15 protein-coding genes and 1 pseudogene are annotated in these 19186 nt (G+C 48.7%); 13 read left to right on the top strand and 3 right to left on the bottom strand.

The window, feature by feature from the left end; genetic code table 11:
- Nucleotides 1-49 precede the first annotated feature (49 nt).
- The 7 genes from EPD59_RS19835 to porN all read left to right on the top strand — a co-directional run bounded on the left by EPD59_RS19835 (nt 50) and on the right by porN (nt 7941).
- Entirely contained in the window at nt 50-1186 is a 1137-nt protein-coding gene (locus tag EPD59_RS19835) for a DUF4271 domain-containing protein (RefSeq protein WP_165963673.1), read from the top strand.
- A gap of 78 nt (nt 1187-1264) precedes the next feature.
- Entirely contained in the window at nt 1265-2095 is an 831-nt protein-coding gene (locus EPD59_RS19830) for a uroporphyrinogen-III synthase (protein WP_133274291.1), read from the top strand.
- 101 nt (nt 2096-2196) lie between these two features.
- A complete protein-coding gene (locus tag EPD59_RS19825) occupies nt 2197-3228 on the top strand; it encodes a PorP/SprF family type IX secretion system membrane protein (protein ID WP_240731518.1) in 1032 nt (343 codons plus the stop codon).
- 225 nt (nt 3229-3453) lie between these two features.
- On the top strand, nt 3454-4473 hold the full coding sequence (gene porK, locus EPD59_RS19820) for a T9SS ring complex lipoprotein PorK/GldK (RefSeq protein ID WP_133274290.1): 1020 nt from the start codon (nt 3454-3456) through the stop codon (nt 4471-4473).
- Between the two features lie 80 nt (nt 4474-4553).
- The gene (gene porL, locus EPD59_RS19815) at nt 4554-5360 is read left to right on the top strand and encodes a type IX secretion system motor protein PorL/GldL (protein ID WP_133274289.1); all 807 of its coding nucleotides are present in this window, start codon (nt 4554-4556) and stop codon (nt 5358-5360) included.
- A 60-nt stretch (nt 5361-5420) separates the two neighbouring features.
- Nucleotides 5421-7004, top strand: a complete 1584-nt coding sequence (porM, locus tag EPD59_RS19810; RefSeq protein ID WP_133274288.1) for a type IX secretion system motor protein PorM/GldM — start codon at nt 5421-5423, stop codon at nt 7002-7004.
- 46 nt (nt 7005-7050) lie between these two features.
- Nucleotides 7051-7941: a type IX secretion system ring subunit PorN/GldN gene (porN, locus tag EPD59_RS19805; RefSeq protein ID WP_133274287.1), complete on the top strand. Its 891-nt coding sequence runs from the start codon at nt 7051-7053 to the stop codon at nt 7939-7941.
- An 86-nt stretch (nt 7942-8027) separates the two neighbouring features.
- On the opposite strand, the gene uvrC is transcribed toward porN, so the two are convergent.
- From uvrC to porW, 3 genes and pseudogenes are all read right to left on the bottom strand, one after another.
- Nucleotides 8028-9839: an excinuclease ABC subunit UvrC gene (uvrC, locus tag EPD59_RS19800; RefSeq protein ID WP_133274286.1), complete on the bottom strand. Its 1812-nt coding sequence runs from the start codon at nt 9837-9839 to the stop codon at nt 8028-8030.
- A 182-nt stretch (nt 9840-10021) separates the two neighbouring features.
- Nucleotides 10022-12267 (bottom strand): annotated as a pseudogene (locus tag EPD59_RS24295) (penicillin-binding protein 1A).
- A gap of 183 nt (nt 12268-12450) precedes the next feature.
- Complete coding sequence (gene porW, locus EPD59_RS19790; protein ID WP_133274285.1) at nt 12451-15456, bottom strand: type IX secretion system periplasmic lipoprotein PorW/SprE; 3006 nt, start codon at nt 15454-15456, stop codon at nt 12451-12453.
- A 219-nt stretch (nt 15457-15675) separates the two neighbouring features.
- Here porW and EPD59_RS19785 point away from each other — a divergent pair, with 219 nt between their 5' ends.
- From EPD59_RS19785 to atpH, 6 genes are all read left to right on the top strand, one after another.
- A complete protein-coding gene (locus tag EPD59_RS19785) occupies nt 15676-15921 on the top strand; it encodes an AtpZ/AtpI family protein (protein WP_133274284.1) in 246 nt (81 codons plus the stop codon).
- Nucleotides 15922-16048: 127 nt separating this feature from the next.
- Nucleotides 16049-16381 carry a hypothetical protein gene (locus EPD59_RS19780; RefSeq protein WP_133274283.1) on the top strand — a complete coding sequence of 111 codons (333 nt, stop codon included), beginning with the start codon at nt 16049-16051 and terminating at the stop codon, nt 16379-16381.
- A gap of 33 nt (nt 16382-16414) precedes the next feature.
- Nucleotides 16415-17485: a F0F1 ATP synthase subunit A gene (atpB, locus tag EPD59_RS19775; protein ID WP_133274282.1), complete on the top strand. Its 1071-nt coding sequence runs from the start codon at nt 16415-16417 to the stop codon at nt 17483-17485.
- Nucleotides 17486-17549: 64 nt separating this feature from the next.
- Nucleotides 17550-17819, top strand: coding sequence for an ATP synthase F0 subunit C (gene atpE, locus EPD59_RS19770; protein WP_084443863.1), 270 nt, complete (start codon nt 17550-17552; stop codon nt 17817-17819).
- A gap of 210 nt (nt 17820-18029) precedes the next feature.
- Nucleotides 18030-18527: a F0F1 ATP synthase subunit B gene (locus EPD59_RS19765; RefSeq protein ID WP_133274281.1), complete on the top strand. Its 498-nt coding sequence runs from the start codon at nt 18030-18032 to the stop codon at nt 18525-18527.
- Nucleotides 18528-18617: 90 nt separating this feature from the next.
- Nucleotides 18618-19178 carry an ATP synthase F1 subunit delta gene (gene atpH, locus EPD59_RS19760; protein ID WP_133274280.1) on the top strand — a complete coding sequence of 187 codons (561 nt, stop codon included), beginning with the start codon at nt 18618-18620 and terminating at the stop codon, nt 19176-19178.
- The last annotated feature ends 8 nt before the right edge of the window (nt 19179-19186 follow it).

Genomic DNA, 19186 nt, shown 5'->3' with positions numbered 1-19186 from the left:
AGGTGCAAATGTAAGTAGAAGTAGGGGCTGGGGGGCTTTTCTGCAACTGGTGCTACTAGTATTGTCGCTGAGTGCTACTGCTGCTGAATACAAGTTGTTACCTCCCGCCCCCCGTACCGGCCTTTCTACCGATTGGCTCATCTTCGACGCCCCCCGAAATCAGCTAATTCTTTACCTCCCGGATTATCACGCACCAGCAAATGCTTACTATCAATGGGTAAGCATTCGGCCCGGCCAGAAGTTGCCCATTACTTTCACTGCGCGCAAAGATTTAAGTCTTTTTTTAGATAACAGGCTCGTTTTTACGGCCGCCACACCCGCCTCTTACTCAATCGACCTAGAGAAACTTTTGCCCCCCGGTACTCCTGCGGGCCTACATCTACTGTGTGTCTGGCATCCTGCCGTTTCTCCCGACGTTTCCTCCTTTGCCAATACCCCTGCTCTGACGATCATTGCAAAGGGAAAAGTAGAGCCTACACCATATCAGGCCCAGCTTAGGGTGAGAGGCCACCAAGGGCAAAATGTATTTCTGTGCTTCTTATTACTGATTGGGCTGTTGTACGGAGGCATCAAAGCTGCGTATCAACCCGGCTTCGCCCGCATCTATCAGTTCGACAGGCTGCTTGGTAAATCAAATAGTGATGAGGCATTTCTGACCAAACCCACCATCACCTGGCTGAATCTGCTACTGGTATTTGTGTTCTCTCTCTCCTTCGCTTTGCTGCTAGTTGCTATTCATACCAACATCCAGAGCATCGTAATTCTGCGTCGCCTGTTCGATGTGCCTGAGTCCGCTATTGTAGTTCGAGTTCTGCTCTACGCTGCCTTAGTAGCTGCATTTGTATTTGGCAAATACCTCTTTTTGGAGCTAATGGGCTACATCTTCGACGTTACTCCATTGGTAATGGTGCAGTACCGTGAGTTTGTGCGCACAATTCTATTCATGGGTCTATTTTTACCTATCGTGATGCTCTTTTATCTAGCCCTCAATCAAACCCTACCTGAAACAGTACTATGGATATCCAATGGGGTGGTTTCCTTGATGTTGGTCGGGACAATGCTGCGGGTTACGCGTACTCTACATAGTCGGACATCCCTCCTTAATTTACATTTGTTTTCGTACCTTTGCGCCACAGAAGTAATACCTCTTACCATATTGCTTAAGTTGATCGTTTTTACTTACTGATATTATTGAACGCGGGCCGCAGAGCCGCGTTTTGCACACTTTTTTATCGCTCCAAAAATACCCATTCACCCACCCTCTATGGCCGAGAGCAAAGACAAACCGGGGACGGGCCGACACGCCAAGCGTATCTCCAGCATTCTTGTCACCCAGCCAAAACCAACGGGCGATGTATCACCCTACTTCGCAATTGCTGATAAGTATGGCATCAAGGTCGATTTCCGGGAATTTATCCAAGTAGAGCCAGTCTCTTACAAGGATTTTCGCAAGGATAAAATCAATATCGCTGAGTACACAGCCGTTATCTTTACGAGCCGTAACGCAGTAGATCATTTTTTCCGTATTTGCCAAGAAGCAAAGCTGGAAATGCCTGCTGAGATGAAGTATTTCTGCATTTCAGAGCAAACTGCTAATTACCTGCAGAAGTACATTGTCCTGCGTAAGCGTAAGCTCTTTGTGGGCCAGCGTACGGCATCTGACTTGTTTGATGTAATCAAAAAGCATAAAAGCGAAAAGTTTTTGTATCCCTGCTCTGATATCCGTAAGGATGATCTTCCAGAGTTTATGAGGGCCAATAACTTTAAGTTTACAGAGGCAGTGATTTACCGTACCGTGGCTAGTGATCTTTCGGATCTGACGGATGTAAAATACGATTGTATTGCTTTCTTCAGCCCCTCCGGAATCAGTTCGCTATTCGTCAACTTTCCTGACTTTGAGCAAAATGGTACTCGCATTGCCGCGTTTGGCCCCACTACAGCCAAAGCTGTGATTGATGCTGGCCTAGAGTTGGATATTGAGGCTCCGCATCCCAATGCTCCTTCTATGACAGGTGCCATTGAGCAGTATATCCGTTACCACTACGGACCTGATGCCGGAAAAGAGAAGAATAAGACCGATAAACAAAACGCTTAAAATAGAATAGCAGAGGCATTTTTAGGCACTAACCCCCGTGGGTAGCTCGTTTGATGCGCAGACTTTTTTCCATAGATTTGGAATCAGTTACGTAGGGTATTATGTCCTACTTGAAATCTGCGCTAAAATTGGGTGCCTATATGAAGAGATCTATACTAGGTGCTATGGTTCTGCTTTTAGCAGCCACTGGCACTGTCGTTGCCCAACAGCAGCCTCAATTCAGTCATTACGGGTTTAATGGCATGTTTCTGAACCCTGCTTATGCAGGAATTAAAGGACAAGGGGAAGTTTTAACTATAGTACGGGAGCAGTACTTTAATTACGGCGGAACCTTTGATCCAGGGGGTAATGACCGTACCTTCTTGTTATCCGCTTCTACTCCTGTTCGCATTTTAGGTGGTGGTATAGGAGTAAATATTTATCGCAATACTATAGGAGAAGCCAGCGTAACGACTGCGGCGCTATCTTATTCAAAACATTTTAAGCTTGGAGAAGGCTTGTTAGGTATCGGCGCTCAAGGAATCTTCAATAACTTAGGCAAGGGTACATATCGGGCAAATGACGCAGACGATCCGAGTGTGCCTTTTGAAAGTTCTGATAGTAAGATCGATGCAGGCGCAGGAATATGGTATGAGGCTCCTAAATTTTATGTGGGCCTAAGTGTTAATAACCTGTTGAGGTCACGCTATCAGTTTCAGACAGAGAGCAGCCAGCGAACCGCATCGTATATCGGAGAGAATCATGCTTACTTAACAGCGGGTTACAATATTGAGGTTAGTTCCTCCGTTGTTGTAACACCCACTGTCATTGGTAAATTGGTTCTGCCAGGAGAGTTTGGTGATGATGATAAGTTTACTTTCGACAACAACTCTTTTGAAGTAGGAGCACGGGCAACTTTGCAGGAAAAATACTGGGCGGGCGTAGGGTATCGTTACGGAGAATCTTTCACTGGTCAACTAGGCATGAGTTTTGCAGAAAGCAACTCGTTCCGCGTGGGTTATGCGTTTGATTTAGTTGCATTTAATCAAGATGCAAGGGCATTTAGTTCACATGAAATAATGCTCTCATATCGCTTACCTAAAATGGGACCTGCTACTCGCCCTGCAATCCGTACGCCCCGGTATAGTTTCTAAAAAATTAGAAAATTTATTTGTATTCAGTGAGTTAAAGCAACTTTATAAAATGGATGCCCATTCTGGCTCTATTTTTATTATATGAGTAGGAGCTTTATCTACTATTTAAATGTTGCCTTCAGCTCGGGCACGAACCTTGCTAATAGTCACATCAGTTGCTAAGTTTGCCAATTGTAAAATTGTAATCTTTTGGTATCGCCGCCCAATAGTCTTTTTAAACTTCACATGAATAAGTTTCTCAAATTGCCTCTTGTCGCTTTTTCAGCGTTGTTAATGGGAGGCTGTGGTTTTGGCAAAGGACCGCAGGGTGACCTGGTTGGAGCGGAGGACCGTCCAGATTTTAATCCGCAGGAAGTGCCCTTCGGTATGGTTCCTTGCCCAGGAGGCACATTCCATATGGGCCAGACTGATCAGGATATATCAGCTTCTATGGTCAACATGAATAAGCAGGTGACAATAGCCGGCTTTTACATGGATGAGACCGAAATCACCAACAACGAGTATCGGCAGTTCATGAATGCCATTCGGCAGGATTCAATTGATGTGTTGGGTGAGGAATATGTGATGACGGAACTCTACCCGGATACTACAGTATGGGTACGTGACTTCACGTATCATATGGGGGATCCGCTTATGGAGTATTACTACACTCATCCAGCTTTCGATGATTACCCAGTAGTCGGTGTCGATTGGTTTGCAGCTAAATATTTCTGTAACTGGCGCACTAAGCATAAGAATGCGGCCAATGAGGAAGCTGGCTCAGCCCCAACGCCTAACTTTCGTTTGCCTTCAGAAGCTGAATGGGAGTATGCTGCTCGTGGGGGTCGCGATTTAGCTACATATCCTTGGGGTGGACCTTATCTGCGTAACTCTAAGGGTTGCATGTTAGCCAACTTTAAGCCAGGTCGTGGCGACTATGCCAGCGATGGATATGCTTACACCTCAGCCGTAGGTAGTTTCTTTCCTAATGACTTCGGTTTGTACGATATGTCGGGCAACGTAGCCGAATGGTGCGACGACGCATACATGGAGGCTTCTGTACCAGTGGTTTGGGATATGAACCCCACTAACCCTGATGATAACGAGCCCCGCAAAGTAGTACGTGGCGGTTCTTGGAAAGACATTGCTTATTTCCTTGAGACAGGAACACGCAATTTCGAGTATCAGGATTCGGCCCGCTCCTACATCGGATTCCGCACTGCTATGATTCAAATTGGCATGGGAACTAACCGCCAGTTGAACTAAAGCTGACTAAACGCTATCTCATTTACATTTTCATACATTCTTCATCCTTTCCAACCAACTTTTTTCAATTCTTACTTAAAATGGCAGCAAAAGGCGGTAATTTCTTCTTTGATGTGATCATGCCCAAGATTTATGGCATCGGGGCAGCGGTCGTAATCATTGGAGCTTTGTTTAAAATTCTGCACTGGAAAGGTGCTGATATAATGTTGATGGTTGGTCTAGGTACAGAAGCTCTGATATTCTTCCTTAGTGCCTTCCAACCTACATCCAAGGAGCCCGATTGGGGTCTCGTATATCCTCAATTGGCTGAAGGTTATGATCCTTCCACTGGCGATCCTAGCTTCTCTACTAATAATAACAGCACAGGTCTGACTCGTAAATTAGACGATATGCTGAAGGATGCTAACGTAACTCCTGCTGCTATATCTTCCTTAGGCGAAGGCTTGAATCGTTTGAGCAACACTACGCAGCAATTGTCTTCACTAGGTGAAGCTACTAACGTTACAGAAGAGTACACCACGAAAGTGCGTACTGCCACCCAGTCGCTTGAGCGTATCACTGCTTCTTATGCAAACACAGCCGAGGCTATGGCTGCTATGTCAGATGCTACTTCTGATGCGAAGGAGTATCACCTACAAGTTCAGAACGTAACCAAGAACCTGGGAGCTCTGAATGCAGTTTATGAAATGGAATTGCAGGATGCTAACACGCACCTCAAATCTATGAACAAGTTCTATGGCACGTTGAGCCAGGCGATGGAAAACCTTACCGAGGCTGGTAAGGAGACAGAGCAGTTCAAGCAAGAGGTTACTAGCCTTACTACCAATCTTCATTCCCTCAACCGCGTCTATGGCAATATGCTGAACGCGATGCGCGCTACTAGCTAGTATTTATACTACCATAGCCAAAAGGGTTCTGTCCACACAGTTATAGATTAGCAAAATACAATGGCGGGAGCAAAAGAGACTCCACGGCAGAAGATGATCGGCATGATGTACTTGGTACTGACTGCTCTTCTGGCCCTACAAGTCAACTCAGCAATATTGCTGAAGTTTAAATTTCTGGATGATAGCTTGCTGGGTGTCAACGATAAGACTTCCACCGCTAATGCGAATACAGTAAAAGGTATTGCTGCAACCGTCCAAAAAAATCAGAACCAAGCACGTGACCTAGCTGTGCTAAAGCAAAGCGAAGAAGTACGCCAGCAGACGGCCAAAATGGTGGCATATCTGCGTGATGTTCGTGACAAACTCGTTACGTCGACGGAGAATACCAAAGGCAAAAATGAGTACAAGAACATGAGTGCCGAAGATAAAGTAGCCATCACAATGTTAGGTGGCAACCGCAACGGCGCAGCCTATCCTATGAAGGATGAGTTGAATAAATACTCAGAATATATTAAGCAGTATGTTCCTAATGCTGCTCCACTGGCTCTTGATGCTAAAGAGGATCCAATGGTGATCGACCCAGAGCAGAAGAATAAAAACTTCGCTGAGCTGAACTTCGAGAATACACCATTAGTAGCTGCTTTGGCTGTGCTTTCTCAGAAAGAAACGGAAGTGTTGAAGCTTGAGGCTGATGCCTTGAGCGCTCTAGGAGCAAAAGTTGGTGCCCAAACCATCGTTTTTGATAAAGTAGGCGCATTTGCTAGTGCTGAGTCTAACACAGTAGCTGCCGGTACTAAGTACAAAGCAGAGTTGTTCCTGACGGCTTCTGCCAGCACGTTGCGACCCACCATGACTATGAATGGTACACCCATTCCAGTGGGTCCTGACGGAAAAGGCAAGGTAGAGTTCACAGCTACTCCTGGTGGATTTGATGCTGCCGGTAACGCTAAGAAGCAATGGATTGGCACGGTTCGTTTCAAGCAGAATGGCCGCGATACTACTTTCAAAGTGCCTGTTTCCTATACTGTAACGAAGCCTGTAATGCAGATTCAATCTGCTTCAGTACAAGCTTTGTACTTCAAGTGCGGTAACAAGCTAAATGTACAGGTACCTGCTTTGGGTGCTCAGTACAAGCCAAGCTTCTCTGCTTCCGGTGCACAAGCGATTCCTGGTTCTAAGACTGGTGACATCACCTTGGTGCCAAATGCTAAGCAAGTAACCTTGAGCGTAAGCAGCAACGGTAATGCTATTGGCTCGCAAACCTTCGAAGTGCGACCCATTCCAAAGCCTGAAATTAAGTGCATCGTAGGCGGGCGTGAGGCTAATGAGAAGCAAGGCACACCTATTACTGCAGTGCGCAACATGAGCCTAAAGGCAATTCCAGATGCTGGTTTCCAGACTTTCTTGCCTGAAGATGCTCGTTATCGTGTGACACAGTATGAGATTACATTGGTTCGTGGTAAGCGTCCAGCCATGCCAGCTCGTACTATCAATGGCCCAGATGCTAACTTGAATGATGTAGTAAACTCGGCTCGTGAAGGCGACCGTCTGTACATCGAAGTAAAGGAAGTTCGCCGTTTGAATTTCCAAAATCAGCAGGAAGAAGTGAAGGTGTCGAAGCAGTTCAACATCCCGCTCGTCTAGTCGCTCTCTCCTGAACTAACCGTCGCTTTTAATTGCTTATCACGGTATGAATAAATTCCTTTCATTCGCTGCTCTGGCCGCCGGCCTTACACTGTCATTGACAGCTTCGGCTCAGGAGCAATCCACTACTGCGAGTAGTAATGGCTCGCACCGACCTATCCCGAACTCGGACATTATGTTCAGTAAGACGATAACTCGGGCTGTTGATTTGCGTGAAAAGCAGAATAAGCCGATGTTCTCCGAGGGCAAGGAAATCAGTAAAGTTATCCTTGAGGCAGTAAAGCGCGGTGAAATTCAGGCTTATCGCAACGATTCTTTGACAAGCACTTTCACGCCTGCTGAGGTTTTAGCTAATATGTCATTTGCTGAGTCGGCTAATGAACTTAGCGACGAAGAAAAGGCTGCTGGCTTCACTGAGGCAGATGCTGGCGCAAATGACGACGGTTGGGGCGCTCCAGCGGCTAAACCAGCCGCTGGAACCAGTGCTCCCGCCGTAGCCGGTGCACCAGCTAGCTACGAATATCGCTACAAGGATCTGTATCAAATGGAGTTGAAGGAAGATATGATCTTCGACAAGAAACGGTCGCGGATGTATCATGACATCAAAACCATCACGTTGTTGGTGCCATCCACTCTTAGCTCGAATACCTCGGGCATTGAAAAAGAGATTGGCACATTCAAGTACAGTGATCTGGTGAAGATGTTCCGTAACAATCCTGATAAGGCTATCTGGTTCAACCCTCAGAATGACGCTCAGCACAAGAACTTGGCCGACGCATTTGAGCTATGGTTGTTTAACTCGTATATCGTTCAAGTTTCTAACCCAAGCGATGCTCGTCTGGATGAGATCTATGGTAGCCAACAGCAAGGTATTCTAGCCTCGCAACAAGCTGCTGCTGACTTGATTGAGTACGAATACAATTTGTGGAGCTTTTAAGCTTCAGCTAACAACAAAAAAGCCCCCAGCGACGTCGCTGGGGGGCTTTTTTGTTGTTAGCTGAGTTCAAGTAATGACCAATTGATTTATTCAGTTGCCTGCTCTTGCTGCTCAAAATATGTCAGTAAAACACGCGCTTTCGCTTTGCCTATTTCTGCTACTAACTCAGCCTCGCTCAACTCACGAATCTTCTTAACTGATTTAAACTTGCTCAATAACTTTTCGGCCGTGGCTGGACCGAGACCTTTCACCTCCGTTAATTCGGTTTTGAGCGTTGCCGCATCCCGTCGATTACGGTGAAAGGTGATACCGAACCGGTGTACCTCGTCGCGCATACGTTGAAATAGGCGCAACGACTCACTTTTCTTATCTATGTAAAGCGGTAATGGATCATTGGGAACGTAGATCTCCTCCAAGCGCTTGGCAATGCCTATCACTGGAATCTGGCCCCAAAGATTGAGGTCTTTCAGGGCTTTGACAGCCATGCTAAGCTGACCTTTGCCACCATCTACAATAACTAATTGGGGTAGGGAAGCTCCTTCATCCACGAGCCGGCGATAGCGACGTGTTACGACTTCGTACATAGAGTCGAAGTCGTTGGGACCGATGACGGTTTTGATGTGGTAATGCCGATAGTCTTTCTTGCTAGGCTTAGCATTACGAAAGCAAACCATGGCCGCCACAGGGTTGTCTCCCTGAAAATTAGAGTTGTCGAAGCACTCAATGTGCTTTGGTAGCTCTGTTAGGCGCAGATCCTTCTTTATGGTCTCCATGATGCGAACCTCATTCAAGTCCTTGGAGCGGTCATTCATGCTCTCCTTTTCCTTGCGTAGATAGAGCACATTCTTGATGCTCAACTCTAAAAGCTTGCGCTTATCACCAATTTGCGGGGTGGATACAACAACCCCAGGAAGCGGCAAAGGAGGCAGGGCAACGTTCGTGAGAATCTCCTTCGATTCACTCTCGAACTCCTCCCGCATCTGCATGATTAAGGGGGGCAAAATTTCCTCGTCGGTCTCGTCCAGCTTCTTCTGCACTTCCAGCGACTGCGTCAGAATGATTGAGCCATTCATGACTTTCAGATAATTGATGAAAGAACTCTTCTCATTCGACGCAATCGAGAAAACATCGATATTCGACAGTGAAGCATTTACTACCGTCGATTTTGCTTGGAATTCGTCGAGGCGGTCTAGCTTTTTCTTAAGGGTGTGGGCTAACTCATATTGTTGCTCCTGGGCGGCGGCCATCATGCGCTCCCGGAAATAAGCCTTGGGAACAGTAAGATTACCGCTCAACATGCTACGTATCTGCTGAATGTATTGATTGTATGTTTCCTCATCCTGCAATCCTTCACAAGGGCCTTTGCAGTTGCCTAGGTGATACTCCAGACAAACTTTAAACTTACCGGCAGCAACGTTTTCCGGGGCGAGATTATACGTGCAGGTACGCAATGGGTACAAGGCCCGAATCAACTCCAGTATCACGTTCATAGCCGTTAAGTTGGCGTATGGGCCATAATAGCGCGAGCCATCGTTAATCTTCTTACGCGTAGGAATCAGGCGCGGAAACCGCTCGTTCGTTAAGCATAAATAGGGATACGTCTTGCCGTCTTTCAGCAGGATGTTATACTTAGGCTGATGCTGCTTGATGAGGTTGTTTTCAAGCAAGAAGGCGTCGGATTCACTGTCTACTATTGTGAACTCGATGCGCTTGATATTCTTGACCAGTTGTTGAGTCTTCTTGTTGTGATCTTGCTTGGTAAAGTAGCTGCTCACGCGCTTGCGCAGGTCAACCGCTTTACCAACGTAGATAATACCTTCATCATCAAAGTATTTGTATACACCCGGACGATGAGGAAGCTGACGGATTTGCTCTTGTAAATGGGCTTTGGCGGCCATATAGTGGGAATTAGGCGCAGAATAAATGTCCTGATAGAAGTACGCAAATAAAGAACGCGAAGGTGTACAGAGGAATTTCCAAAACTCACAAAGACAGTAGAAAAACAAAATCGTGGCTGGTACGGCACACCAGCCACGATTTTGTTTTTCTAAAAAGCCAGTTGGCTATATACTACGCTTCCTTAAATCTCTTGTCCGTTAAGGATATCAAGATCGGTTTGATTTAGCTTCTGATCTACTGGAATAGTATCGCGCTGGCCGCCATAATAACGGCTACAGTCAATCTCAATGCTCAGCGGCTGCGCCGGCTTCGGGAAAGGTCCTTTGCTTACATCAAGGCTCTTATCGCCGTATACTTTGCGCATAAATAAGCCGTAGATAGGTAGCGCCGCCCGAGCCCCTTGGCCATTGGAACCGTTACGGAAGTGGATGCTCCGGTCTTCGCCGCCCACCCACATGCCACAAACCAAGTCGGGCGTGATACCCATAAACCAGGCGTCAGAGTAGTTCGAAGTAGTACCAGTTTTGCCCCCCATCTCATACGGAAACTTAAAGCCCGTCTTAAGAATGGTAGAGGTGCCGCCGCGCTCGGTGGTCGAGGCTTGTAGCATGTGCGTCATTAGGTAAGCGGTTTCTTCACTTAGGGCCTCACGGGTCTGGGGGACAAATTCGCGCAATACGTTACCATTCTTGTCTTCAATCCGCGTCACCATCATGGGTGAAGTCCAAACTCCTTTATTTACAAAGGTGCCGTAAGCTCCACACAACTCATATATACTCACATCGCTAGAGCCGAAACCGACAGCCGGTACAGCTTCGATAGGGGAGGTAATACCCAAGCGCTTGGCGTAAGCAACAATGGTTTCGGGACCTAGCTTCTGCACTAGGAAGGCCGTAATCGAGTTCATCGAGCGGGCCATTGCCTGCCGGATTGTGAAGGTGCGACCAGAATACCCCCCTCAAAGTTGCGCGGCGTGTAGGCCGGCCGGCCAGCTTCCGCGGGGAAGGTGATGGCCAAGTCCTGTACCTGATAGCACGGTGAATAGCCTTGATCGATAGCCGCAGTGTATACAATCGGCTTGAATGTGGAACCCGGTTGCCGTGTACCTTGCTTTACGTGGTCGTATTTGAAGTACTTAAAGTTGGTACCTCCTACCCACGCTTTAATCTGACCATTCAGCGGGTTCATAGCCATAAAGCCGGCCTGCAGGTAGCGCTTATAGTACGCCAATGAATCTAACGGTGACATCGTCATTTCCTTCTCGCCTTGCCAGCTGAACACCATCATCTTATACTTCTTATTCAGATAGTAGTTGATAGAGTCCTTGTTGCCTTCAAAGCGCGTGTTCAGGGATTTATAACGCTCCGTGCGTTTGATTGCAGTCTGCAGGAAGTTCGGAATCAAGCGGCCCGTTTCATCACGCCATGGCTGCTGGCCTTTCCAATGCTGGGCAAACACCTTCTGTTGTTGCTTCATATGCTCCGCCACGGCTGATTCGGCATACTTCTGCATCCGCGAATCGATGGTGGTATAAATCTTCAGGCCGTCGGCGTAGAGGTCGTGGTCAGTTTCACGGCTCCATTGCAACAGTGCTTTGCTGACTTCCCGACGGAAATAAGGCGCAATACCCTTATTGGCATTTTCAACATTATAAGTCAGTGCAATAGGTTTAGCAGTCGCTGCCGCGTGCGAAGCCTGATCGATGTAGCCATATTTCAGCATCTGACTCAGCACCCAGTTACGGCGGCTTTTGGCTCGCTCAGGATGCTCCACCGGGCTGAAATACGAAGGTGCATTAAGTACGCCCACCAAAAGAGCTGATTCCTCCAGCGTGAGGTTTTTGGGCTGCTTATTAAAAAAGGTCTTAGCAGCGACATTAATACCAAAGGCGTTCGATCCGTACTCGTTGATATTCAAGTACATCGTCATGATTTCGCGCTTGGTATAGTTGCGCTCCAGCCGAATGGCCATTATCCATTCTTTGGTCTTGATGATAAGCATGCGCAGGCCGGGTACGTGGCTAAGAGTGCCATCATTAAGGTCGGCGCGGGTGCGGAACAGCACCTTTGCTACCTGCTGCGTAAGTGTGCTCGATCCCCGCCGAATGCGCCCCGCGACATAATAATAAGGAACAGCGAACAGGCCTTTCAAATCGATGCCTGAGTGGCTCTCAAAACGAACGTCTTCGGTAGCAATCAGGCCATCAATCAAGTTTTGAGGCAACTCATCGTAGCCAACTGGCGTGCGGTTTTCGCGGAAATACTTGCCCATCAGCACGCCGTCGGCCGAGTAGATCTCGGAGGCGAGCTCACTCTTGGGGTTTTCCAGCGTTTTAAGATTGGGCATTCGCCCAAACAGGTTCATAAAATTGACACTCACGGCCATCACATACACGACGAAGCCAATTAGCCCGAAGCCAAAAAGCATCCATAGTGTGCGCGTAAGGCCCGTGAAGCGCCCTGACCGTTGGGGCTTACGTGGCTGAACTTTGGTTTTGGTGGCAGGAATAGCCATTCTTTAGGGAGATTATAAGCTAGGAACGCGAAATCAGGAAGGGTATTGAGTGGTATAGAGTCCAAGGTGCGCTGACTCATCTGGCACTGGCAATTATCAATTCTTGATTTCTCTTTCGTAGAAGCGTTGATACTCAGCTAAATCCTTATTTTGAAGTAGCAAAGGGAGATTATCAATACCGATAACTAGGATTTGGTAACCCGCACCCCGTAATCGGCTTAGCGGCGACTGCGGCCCGCGCAGTTTGAGGGCGTAGCTCTGCGCCGCTTTTTGGACCGGCAATGTTTGTACTACTACCAATTCCACTGAATCGCCGAGCGCAGTGGGCTGTACTTGCAAGTTATTGGCTCTATAAAAGCGGTTATTATAAGTGGCAAGAGCGGCCGGCAGGGTAGCAACGGGTGCTGCTCCCTTAGGGAAGATGAGCACTACCGCATGCCCTGTGGCCGGGTTATTCAGGTAAGGAGTGGCCGCCGGCTCAGCAGAGGGAGGCGTAGATTTGCCCCCCGGCGATAATGCTGGAGTCGGTGCATTCGGCTGAGCAGTTACTTCTTTGGCCGGAACTGTTGCAGAAGCAGCAGGTTTGGCCGTACCACCCTTTTCGGCTGGCTTGGTAACCACCGTAGCGGGTTGTTTAGCAGGAGTTGGATTGACGGTTGAAGCTGGGCTAGGAGCGGAAACCGGTGGAGCTGGCACTCGATTGACAGGGACTACCGGCCGATTTTCAGATGTTGTTGCTACGCGCCGCCGAGTATCTATCTCACCAGGTCGAAAAGCGGATATGGGGGGCTTTTCTGTGGAGGCTAATGCGCCGTTAATGCTGCCAGCCTTATAATCCTGATACGACTTCAGCAAAATGGCCGCTTGTGGAGCCAATGTACTGCTCGGATAATCCTTGTAAAACTTTTCTACCGCTGCCTGGGCCGATAGTGGCGGTTGGGTACGGATTGTAAGCAGGGTATTGAGGAAAGCTACCCGATCGTTCAAGGCGTTATCCGGGTATCGGCGCTTTACCTGGTCGAGCAGGTCAGCAGACTTTTTAAAGTCTTGCTTTTTATAAAGCACAAATGCCGAATCTACCAAGATGCCTACCTGTGCATTCGCCTGCGAGGTGCGTCGCAAATATTCTGGATCGCCAACGAGGCGGGCGTAGGATGAATTAGGAAACGACTCGCGCAGCCGCTGGCTATATACTTCGGCCTTGGGGTCATTCTGATCTTTATAAATCAGATAGAGGCTGTAATATACTTCGGGCAGATGGGTGCTATTGGGGTAGCCTGCTATGAGCTTATCATAGGTTTCGGCGGCGCGGGCGGGCTCTCGTAGCTGCTGGTTATAAATGCCCCCCAGCGCGAATAAGGCCTCTTCCATTTGCTTCTGCGACGCTTGGAGCTGCGGCGCGGTAAGCGGAATATTCTGTCGGTATTGGGCTACTAAGCCACGCTCAAATGCCGCAGCATCATTGGCCCCAGCGGGAGCAGCGCCATTGGCAGGGTTGACCCCACTTCCGGCAGCACCGGGGTTGGTAGCCGGTCCGGCCCCGCTCGAATTGGTAGCAAGGGCTCCGCTAACCTGGCTGCTGACCCGCCAATTGTCTTGGAGCTGTCGATTACCCCAACGCCGCTGGAACTCAGACCGGGCCGTGCTAAGCGCCGCCGGATTGTCGAAGTACCATTGGGCACCCGTGTTGGTAGTAGCGAATGTCGCCGGATCAATGTCAGGGTTCCCCGCCCGGGTTTCGCTGACGCCGGTATAGGCTTGTGCCTGCTGCTGACGTACTTCTTGGGCTTTATCGGCGGCGGCTAGGCGTTCGGCTTGCTGTTGCCGAGAAGCAATTTCTACTTTAGCATATTCACTAAGGCGCGTGCGTAGCGCGGCAGTATCTAGCCGCGCTAAGGCTTGCAAGCTGTCCTGTGTTTCAATGATGGTAATTTGCTTAGCAAACTCCTGCAGAATCTGAGCTCGCTCAGCCGTAGCTGCATACTCGGGTGCCGTGGGGGGCAAATTTTGGACTGCGCTATCGTAATAAGCTGCCGCTAGCTGATACCGTTGTAGGTTCTCATAATAAATACGACCCGCCAGCAGATAGGTGTACGATTTCTGTACTCGATTAGGCGTAGGCACGCGCAATGACTGCTGTACGAGGGCCAAAGCCTCGGGGTAGCGCTGCTGGCGGTAGTCGAGCCGCGCCATCTCATACAGTACCTTGTCGCGGTACTCCTTATTATTGGGATCCTTGAGCAGCTTCACAAAATACTTATCTAGCCGCGCCCTATCGGTATTCAAATCGGAGACCTGGCCTAGCAGCAGCTTGGAATAAAAATCCAGCTCATAAGGCGGATTGCGCTTCAGAATCTGGTTTAGCTCAGCATACGCCTCCTTATCCTGCCCCTGAGCCTGATATAGCTGTGCTAGAATGTAGCGGGTGCGTGAGCGCTCGTTTTTGGGTTTGATATATGGGATGGCCTTGTTCAGATTCTCCGTGGCCAGCTTCGGATTACCGGTCAGCAAATGATACTCTGCGCGGGTCAGAAACAACTCGCGGGCAGTACTCTCACGGCCTTCTTCCTTATCCAGCACATCAGATACCGCGGCAGCATTATCATATTCCTTGAGTGCCAGATATGTACGCATAAGCCAGATCAAGGCTTCTTGCTTCACCGTGGCGTCTTCGCTGCTGCCGTTGATATAACGGAATGTCTTGGCTGCTTCTGCGTACTCCTTCTTATAATAGCGTGCTTTCCCAATAACGAGGTAGCTGTCATCCGTCCAAGTACTACCGGGTTGATATTGAAGGGGCAGAGAGGCTTTTTTTATAATATCGTCGAGGTCGGCCGTTATTTTGGTCACGGTCGCGTCGTCGAGAGTAGGGAAGAGGGGCAGGAAACGGTTGTAGTCGTTGATTCGAGCGGCGTACAGCGTCGCCTCCGTGGCGCGCATCTTCTCGCGAGCAAGAAAATAGCCGTTATCCCGTGCCACAATATTCTGATAGGTGCGGCCCACCACTGATTTGCGCTCCGAGGAACAAGCACTCATACTCATTACCAACAGCAGCAAAGCCATCGGGATTGAAAACAACCGTAAGAGCGGAGAAGTAGTCAAAATAGAAAGCAAATCAGAGCGGTGGGTTGGCTGTTTAACGCGTCCCAGCGGCCGATTCGTTCGACAAGGCTGGAAGGCATTTTCTTCTCAACGTATAGCTTCGGGTAAAATTACGGCTTTTTCCCTGCCTCCTTTTCATAACTCCACAATACTAAGGAATTGCAACCGGCATTTGTGTGTTGAAAAGTTATACTTTTGCCCCCCATCCTACTATTTACGATGCCTGCCGCTGTTCCCCCGCCTGATAAGCCCAACAACTCCAATCCGGACCGCTTGCGTGCTTTTGCTAAGTATTCAGGGTTAGGGTTTCAGATGTTGGCAATTATTGGCTTAAGTGCTTGGGCTGGCACTGCGCTCGACGAGCGTTTTCAGAATGAGCGGCCGTGGTATACCATTGTGCTGATGCTGCTTGGTGTATTTATAGCGATGTACCAAGTTATTCGCTCCCTTACCCGCGACTCATAGTATTCTTGTTTCTATTGAATAGTACCTCACTGCTAAGCATCACCGATAAAGCATAACCCAACATATAATGATTTTTCTGCGTCAGTTTTTAATTTTCTGTGTGCTGTTGGGGGGTATTTTCTATGCTTTGTCCACTCAGTTTGGGACGGCAGTCATTCATCCGCTCACCATTTACGTATTTGGGTTCTTCGCCCTCCTGACGCTTATAACCTATTGGGTCACTTCTCGGCTCATACGGGCCAACCCCGACAATTTTATGGGTGCCTACTTTGGTTCGATGGTAGTGCGCTTACTACTGTCGGTGGGGTTGGTGCTTGTATTCCTTTATAAGGGCGGTGCTCAAGAGCGGCCAGGGCTCTGGACATTTCTGGGGGGCTTTTTTATCCTGTATTTTCTCTTCGCCGGGTTTGAAATCTGGAGCGTCCTGAGTAACTTGCGCCCGTTTTCAAAACAGGGTTAGTCCAATATCCTGCTCCCACCTAAATTACTCTGAATGAAGCGTTTACTGATAGCTCTCTTTTGCATTCTTTCGCTTCCCGTTTTTGCCCAAGAGCACGCGCCCACTGTTGAAGAAGCTACCGACTCGGAAGCCTTCAGCCCCGGCGAGATGATTCTGCACCACATTGGCGATGCCCACGAATGGCATTTTGCTACTCTTGGCGACGAGAAAGAGCACGGCATTCACTTCACTATTCCGCTGCCAATTATAGCTTTTCAGCCTGGCAAAGGTTTAAGCGTATTCTTTTCGTCTCAACTTGCTGAGGGCAAAACATACAATGGCCTGAAGCTGGAGCATGAGCACCTTATCGCCGAAGATGGCGGTAAAGTTTACGACTTCTCTATTACTAAGAATGTTGCCTCGCTGATGTTGAGCGCAGCGCTGTTACTAGGCATTTTCTTTACGGTAGCTGGCCGTTATAAGAAGAATAAAGGCGGTGCTCCTAAGGGTGTTCAGTCCTTTTTCGAGCCGATCATCATCTTTATTCGCGATGAAGTAGGCAAAAAAGCCATCGGGCCTAAGTACGAGCGTTACATGCCGTATTTACTCACAGTGTTCTTCTTTATCTGGTTCAGCAACTTGCTAGGTCTGCTGCCAGGTGCTGCTAACCTCACCGGCAACATCGCCGTCACCCTGACCTTGGCAGTGCTGACGTTGCTTATTACCTTATTTAGCTCCAACAAGAATTACTGGGCTCATATTTTTGCTACCCCTGGTGTACCAAAGGCTTTGCTGCCCATCATGATTCCAGTAGAGCTTATCGGTGTGGTGGTAAAACCATTTTCGCTTATGGTTCGTCTGTTTGCTAACATCACAGCCGGCCACATCGTGATTCTGAGCTTTATTAGCTTGATTTTCATCTTTCAAAGCGTATTGATTAGCCCCGTTACCTTGGCTTTTGGCTTGTTTATCAATATGCTGGAACTGCTAGTTGCTATTTTGCAAGCCTACATCTTCACGCTACTAACTGCCATGTATATCGGCGGTGCCGTAGAGGAGCATCACCACGATGCTGATCTGCAGATTGGTGGCGACAACTCCGCTACTCCAGCGCACGGTCACTAAGTCATTCAGTATATATTTCTCACCCTGATTTTTTCGTTTTTCACTTCCCTCTAATTTCTGTTTTATGCTTCTTTCTCTGTTTTTGCAGGCTGTCAGTGACGTTTCCAATTCGGTTGGTCTAGCCGTAATGGGTGCCGGTATCGGTGCCGGTCTGGTTGCTCTTGGTGTTGGTCTGGGTATCGGCCGCATCGGTGGTAGCGCCATGGAAGCCATTGGCCGTCAGCCCGAAGCTGCAGGTCGCATCCAAACTGCTATGTTGATTGTAGCGGCTCTGATCGAAGGTCTGGGTCTGTTTGCAGTCGTAGTCTGCTTGCTGATTTCCTTCAACCTCTAGAGATAGGGGCACCCGCCTAAGCAGCCCGCTGCGCGTCGCTTCGGCGCACGGCGCGGCGGGCTGACTTGGCTTTTTAGTAGTGAGTATTTAGTAGCTGGTAGTTGGCACTGAATATAGAATCCACCCACTGCATCTGAGGTGCTGCCAGTATTTATTGAGCAGCACTAACTACCAATTACATACTGATTACCCCATACTAACTACCGCTTTATGCCTCCCTTAGTAACCCCCGAATTAGGTCTGATCTTCTGGCAGTTGGTGATTTTTGGCTTGGTGCTGCTTTTGCTGGCCAAGTTTGCTTGGCGTCCCATTCTTGCCTCCCTTAAAGAGCGGGAAGATTCTATTGAAAGCGCCCTACGCATGGCTGACCAAGCCAAGCTAGAGATGCAACAGTTGAAAGCCGGCAACGAAAAGCTGCTGACTGAAGCTCGCCAAGAGCGTGACAAGATCATGCAGGAAGCCACTCAAATGGCTAACCAGTTGATCGAGCAAGCCAAGACGAAGGCGAATGAAGAAGGCGGCCGCATGATCGTGCAGGCCCGCGAAGCCATTCAGAACGAGAAAAACGCTGCACTGGCTGAAGTGAAAAACACGGCTGCTCAGCTTTCTATTGATATTGCTGAGCGCATTTTGCGTCGCGAACTAGCCGACAGTAGCTCCCAGCAGCAACTCGTAGACTCGTACCTGAAAGACGTAAAGCTCAACTAAAGAAGCGGGTAACGAAGAGCTAGAAGGGATTATACCAAATGGTAATCTTGCTTCAAGCTCTAAAATGCCAGTTTCAAACTTTTACAAAAAATGTCTGAACAACGAGCTGCTTCCCGCTATGCTAAGTCTATGCTAGACTTGGCCCAGGAGCGGGGCAATCTGCCGCAGGTAAAGGAAGATATGGATCTGTTTGCCAAAACTTTGGAGCAGAACCGTGACTTGCGTCTCTTGCTGCGTAACCCTATTGTGAAGCACGACAAGAAGTTAGCTATTCTGCGCGCCATTTTCGGTGGCAAAGTGTCGGAGGTGACGGAGAAGTTTTTCACCATCATCACGCAGCACAACCGCGAAAGTGCCTTGGAATGGGTAGCTACTGAGTTTCAGAGTCAATACGAAACCCTCCGCGGTATTCAGGTGGCCCAAGTCACAACGGCTCAGCCCCTGACTCCCGCATTGCGCGAGGAAGTAACCCAACTGGTACGCCGTCAAACCGGCCTCCAGAGCATTACGCTTACCGAGAAAGTTGACGAATCACTCATTGGCGGTTTCGTGCTGCGCGTGGGTGATCAGCAAATTGATGACTCGGTGCGCAACCGCTTGCGCAAGCTGCGCGGCGAGTTCTCTCAGAACCCCTACCAACCCCAACTATAACTCAGCAT

The organism is Hymenobacter radiodurans (genome assembly GCF_004355185.1).
In the GTDB taxonomy this organism is placed as follows: Bacteria; Bacteroidota; Bacteroidia; order Cytophagales; family Hymenobacteraceae; genus Hymenobacter; species Hymenobacter radiodurans.
This window is presented reverse-complemented; position numbering and strand designations above follow the sequence as displayed.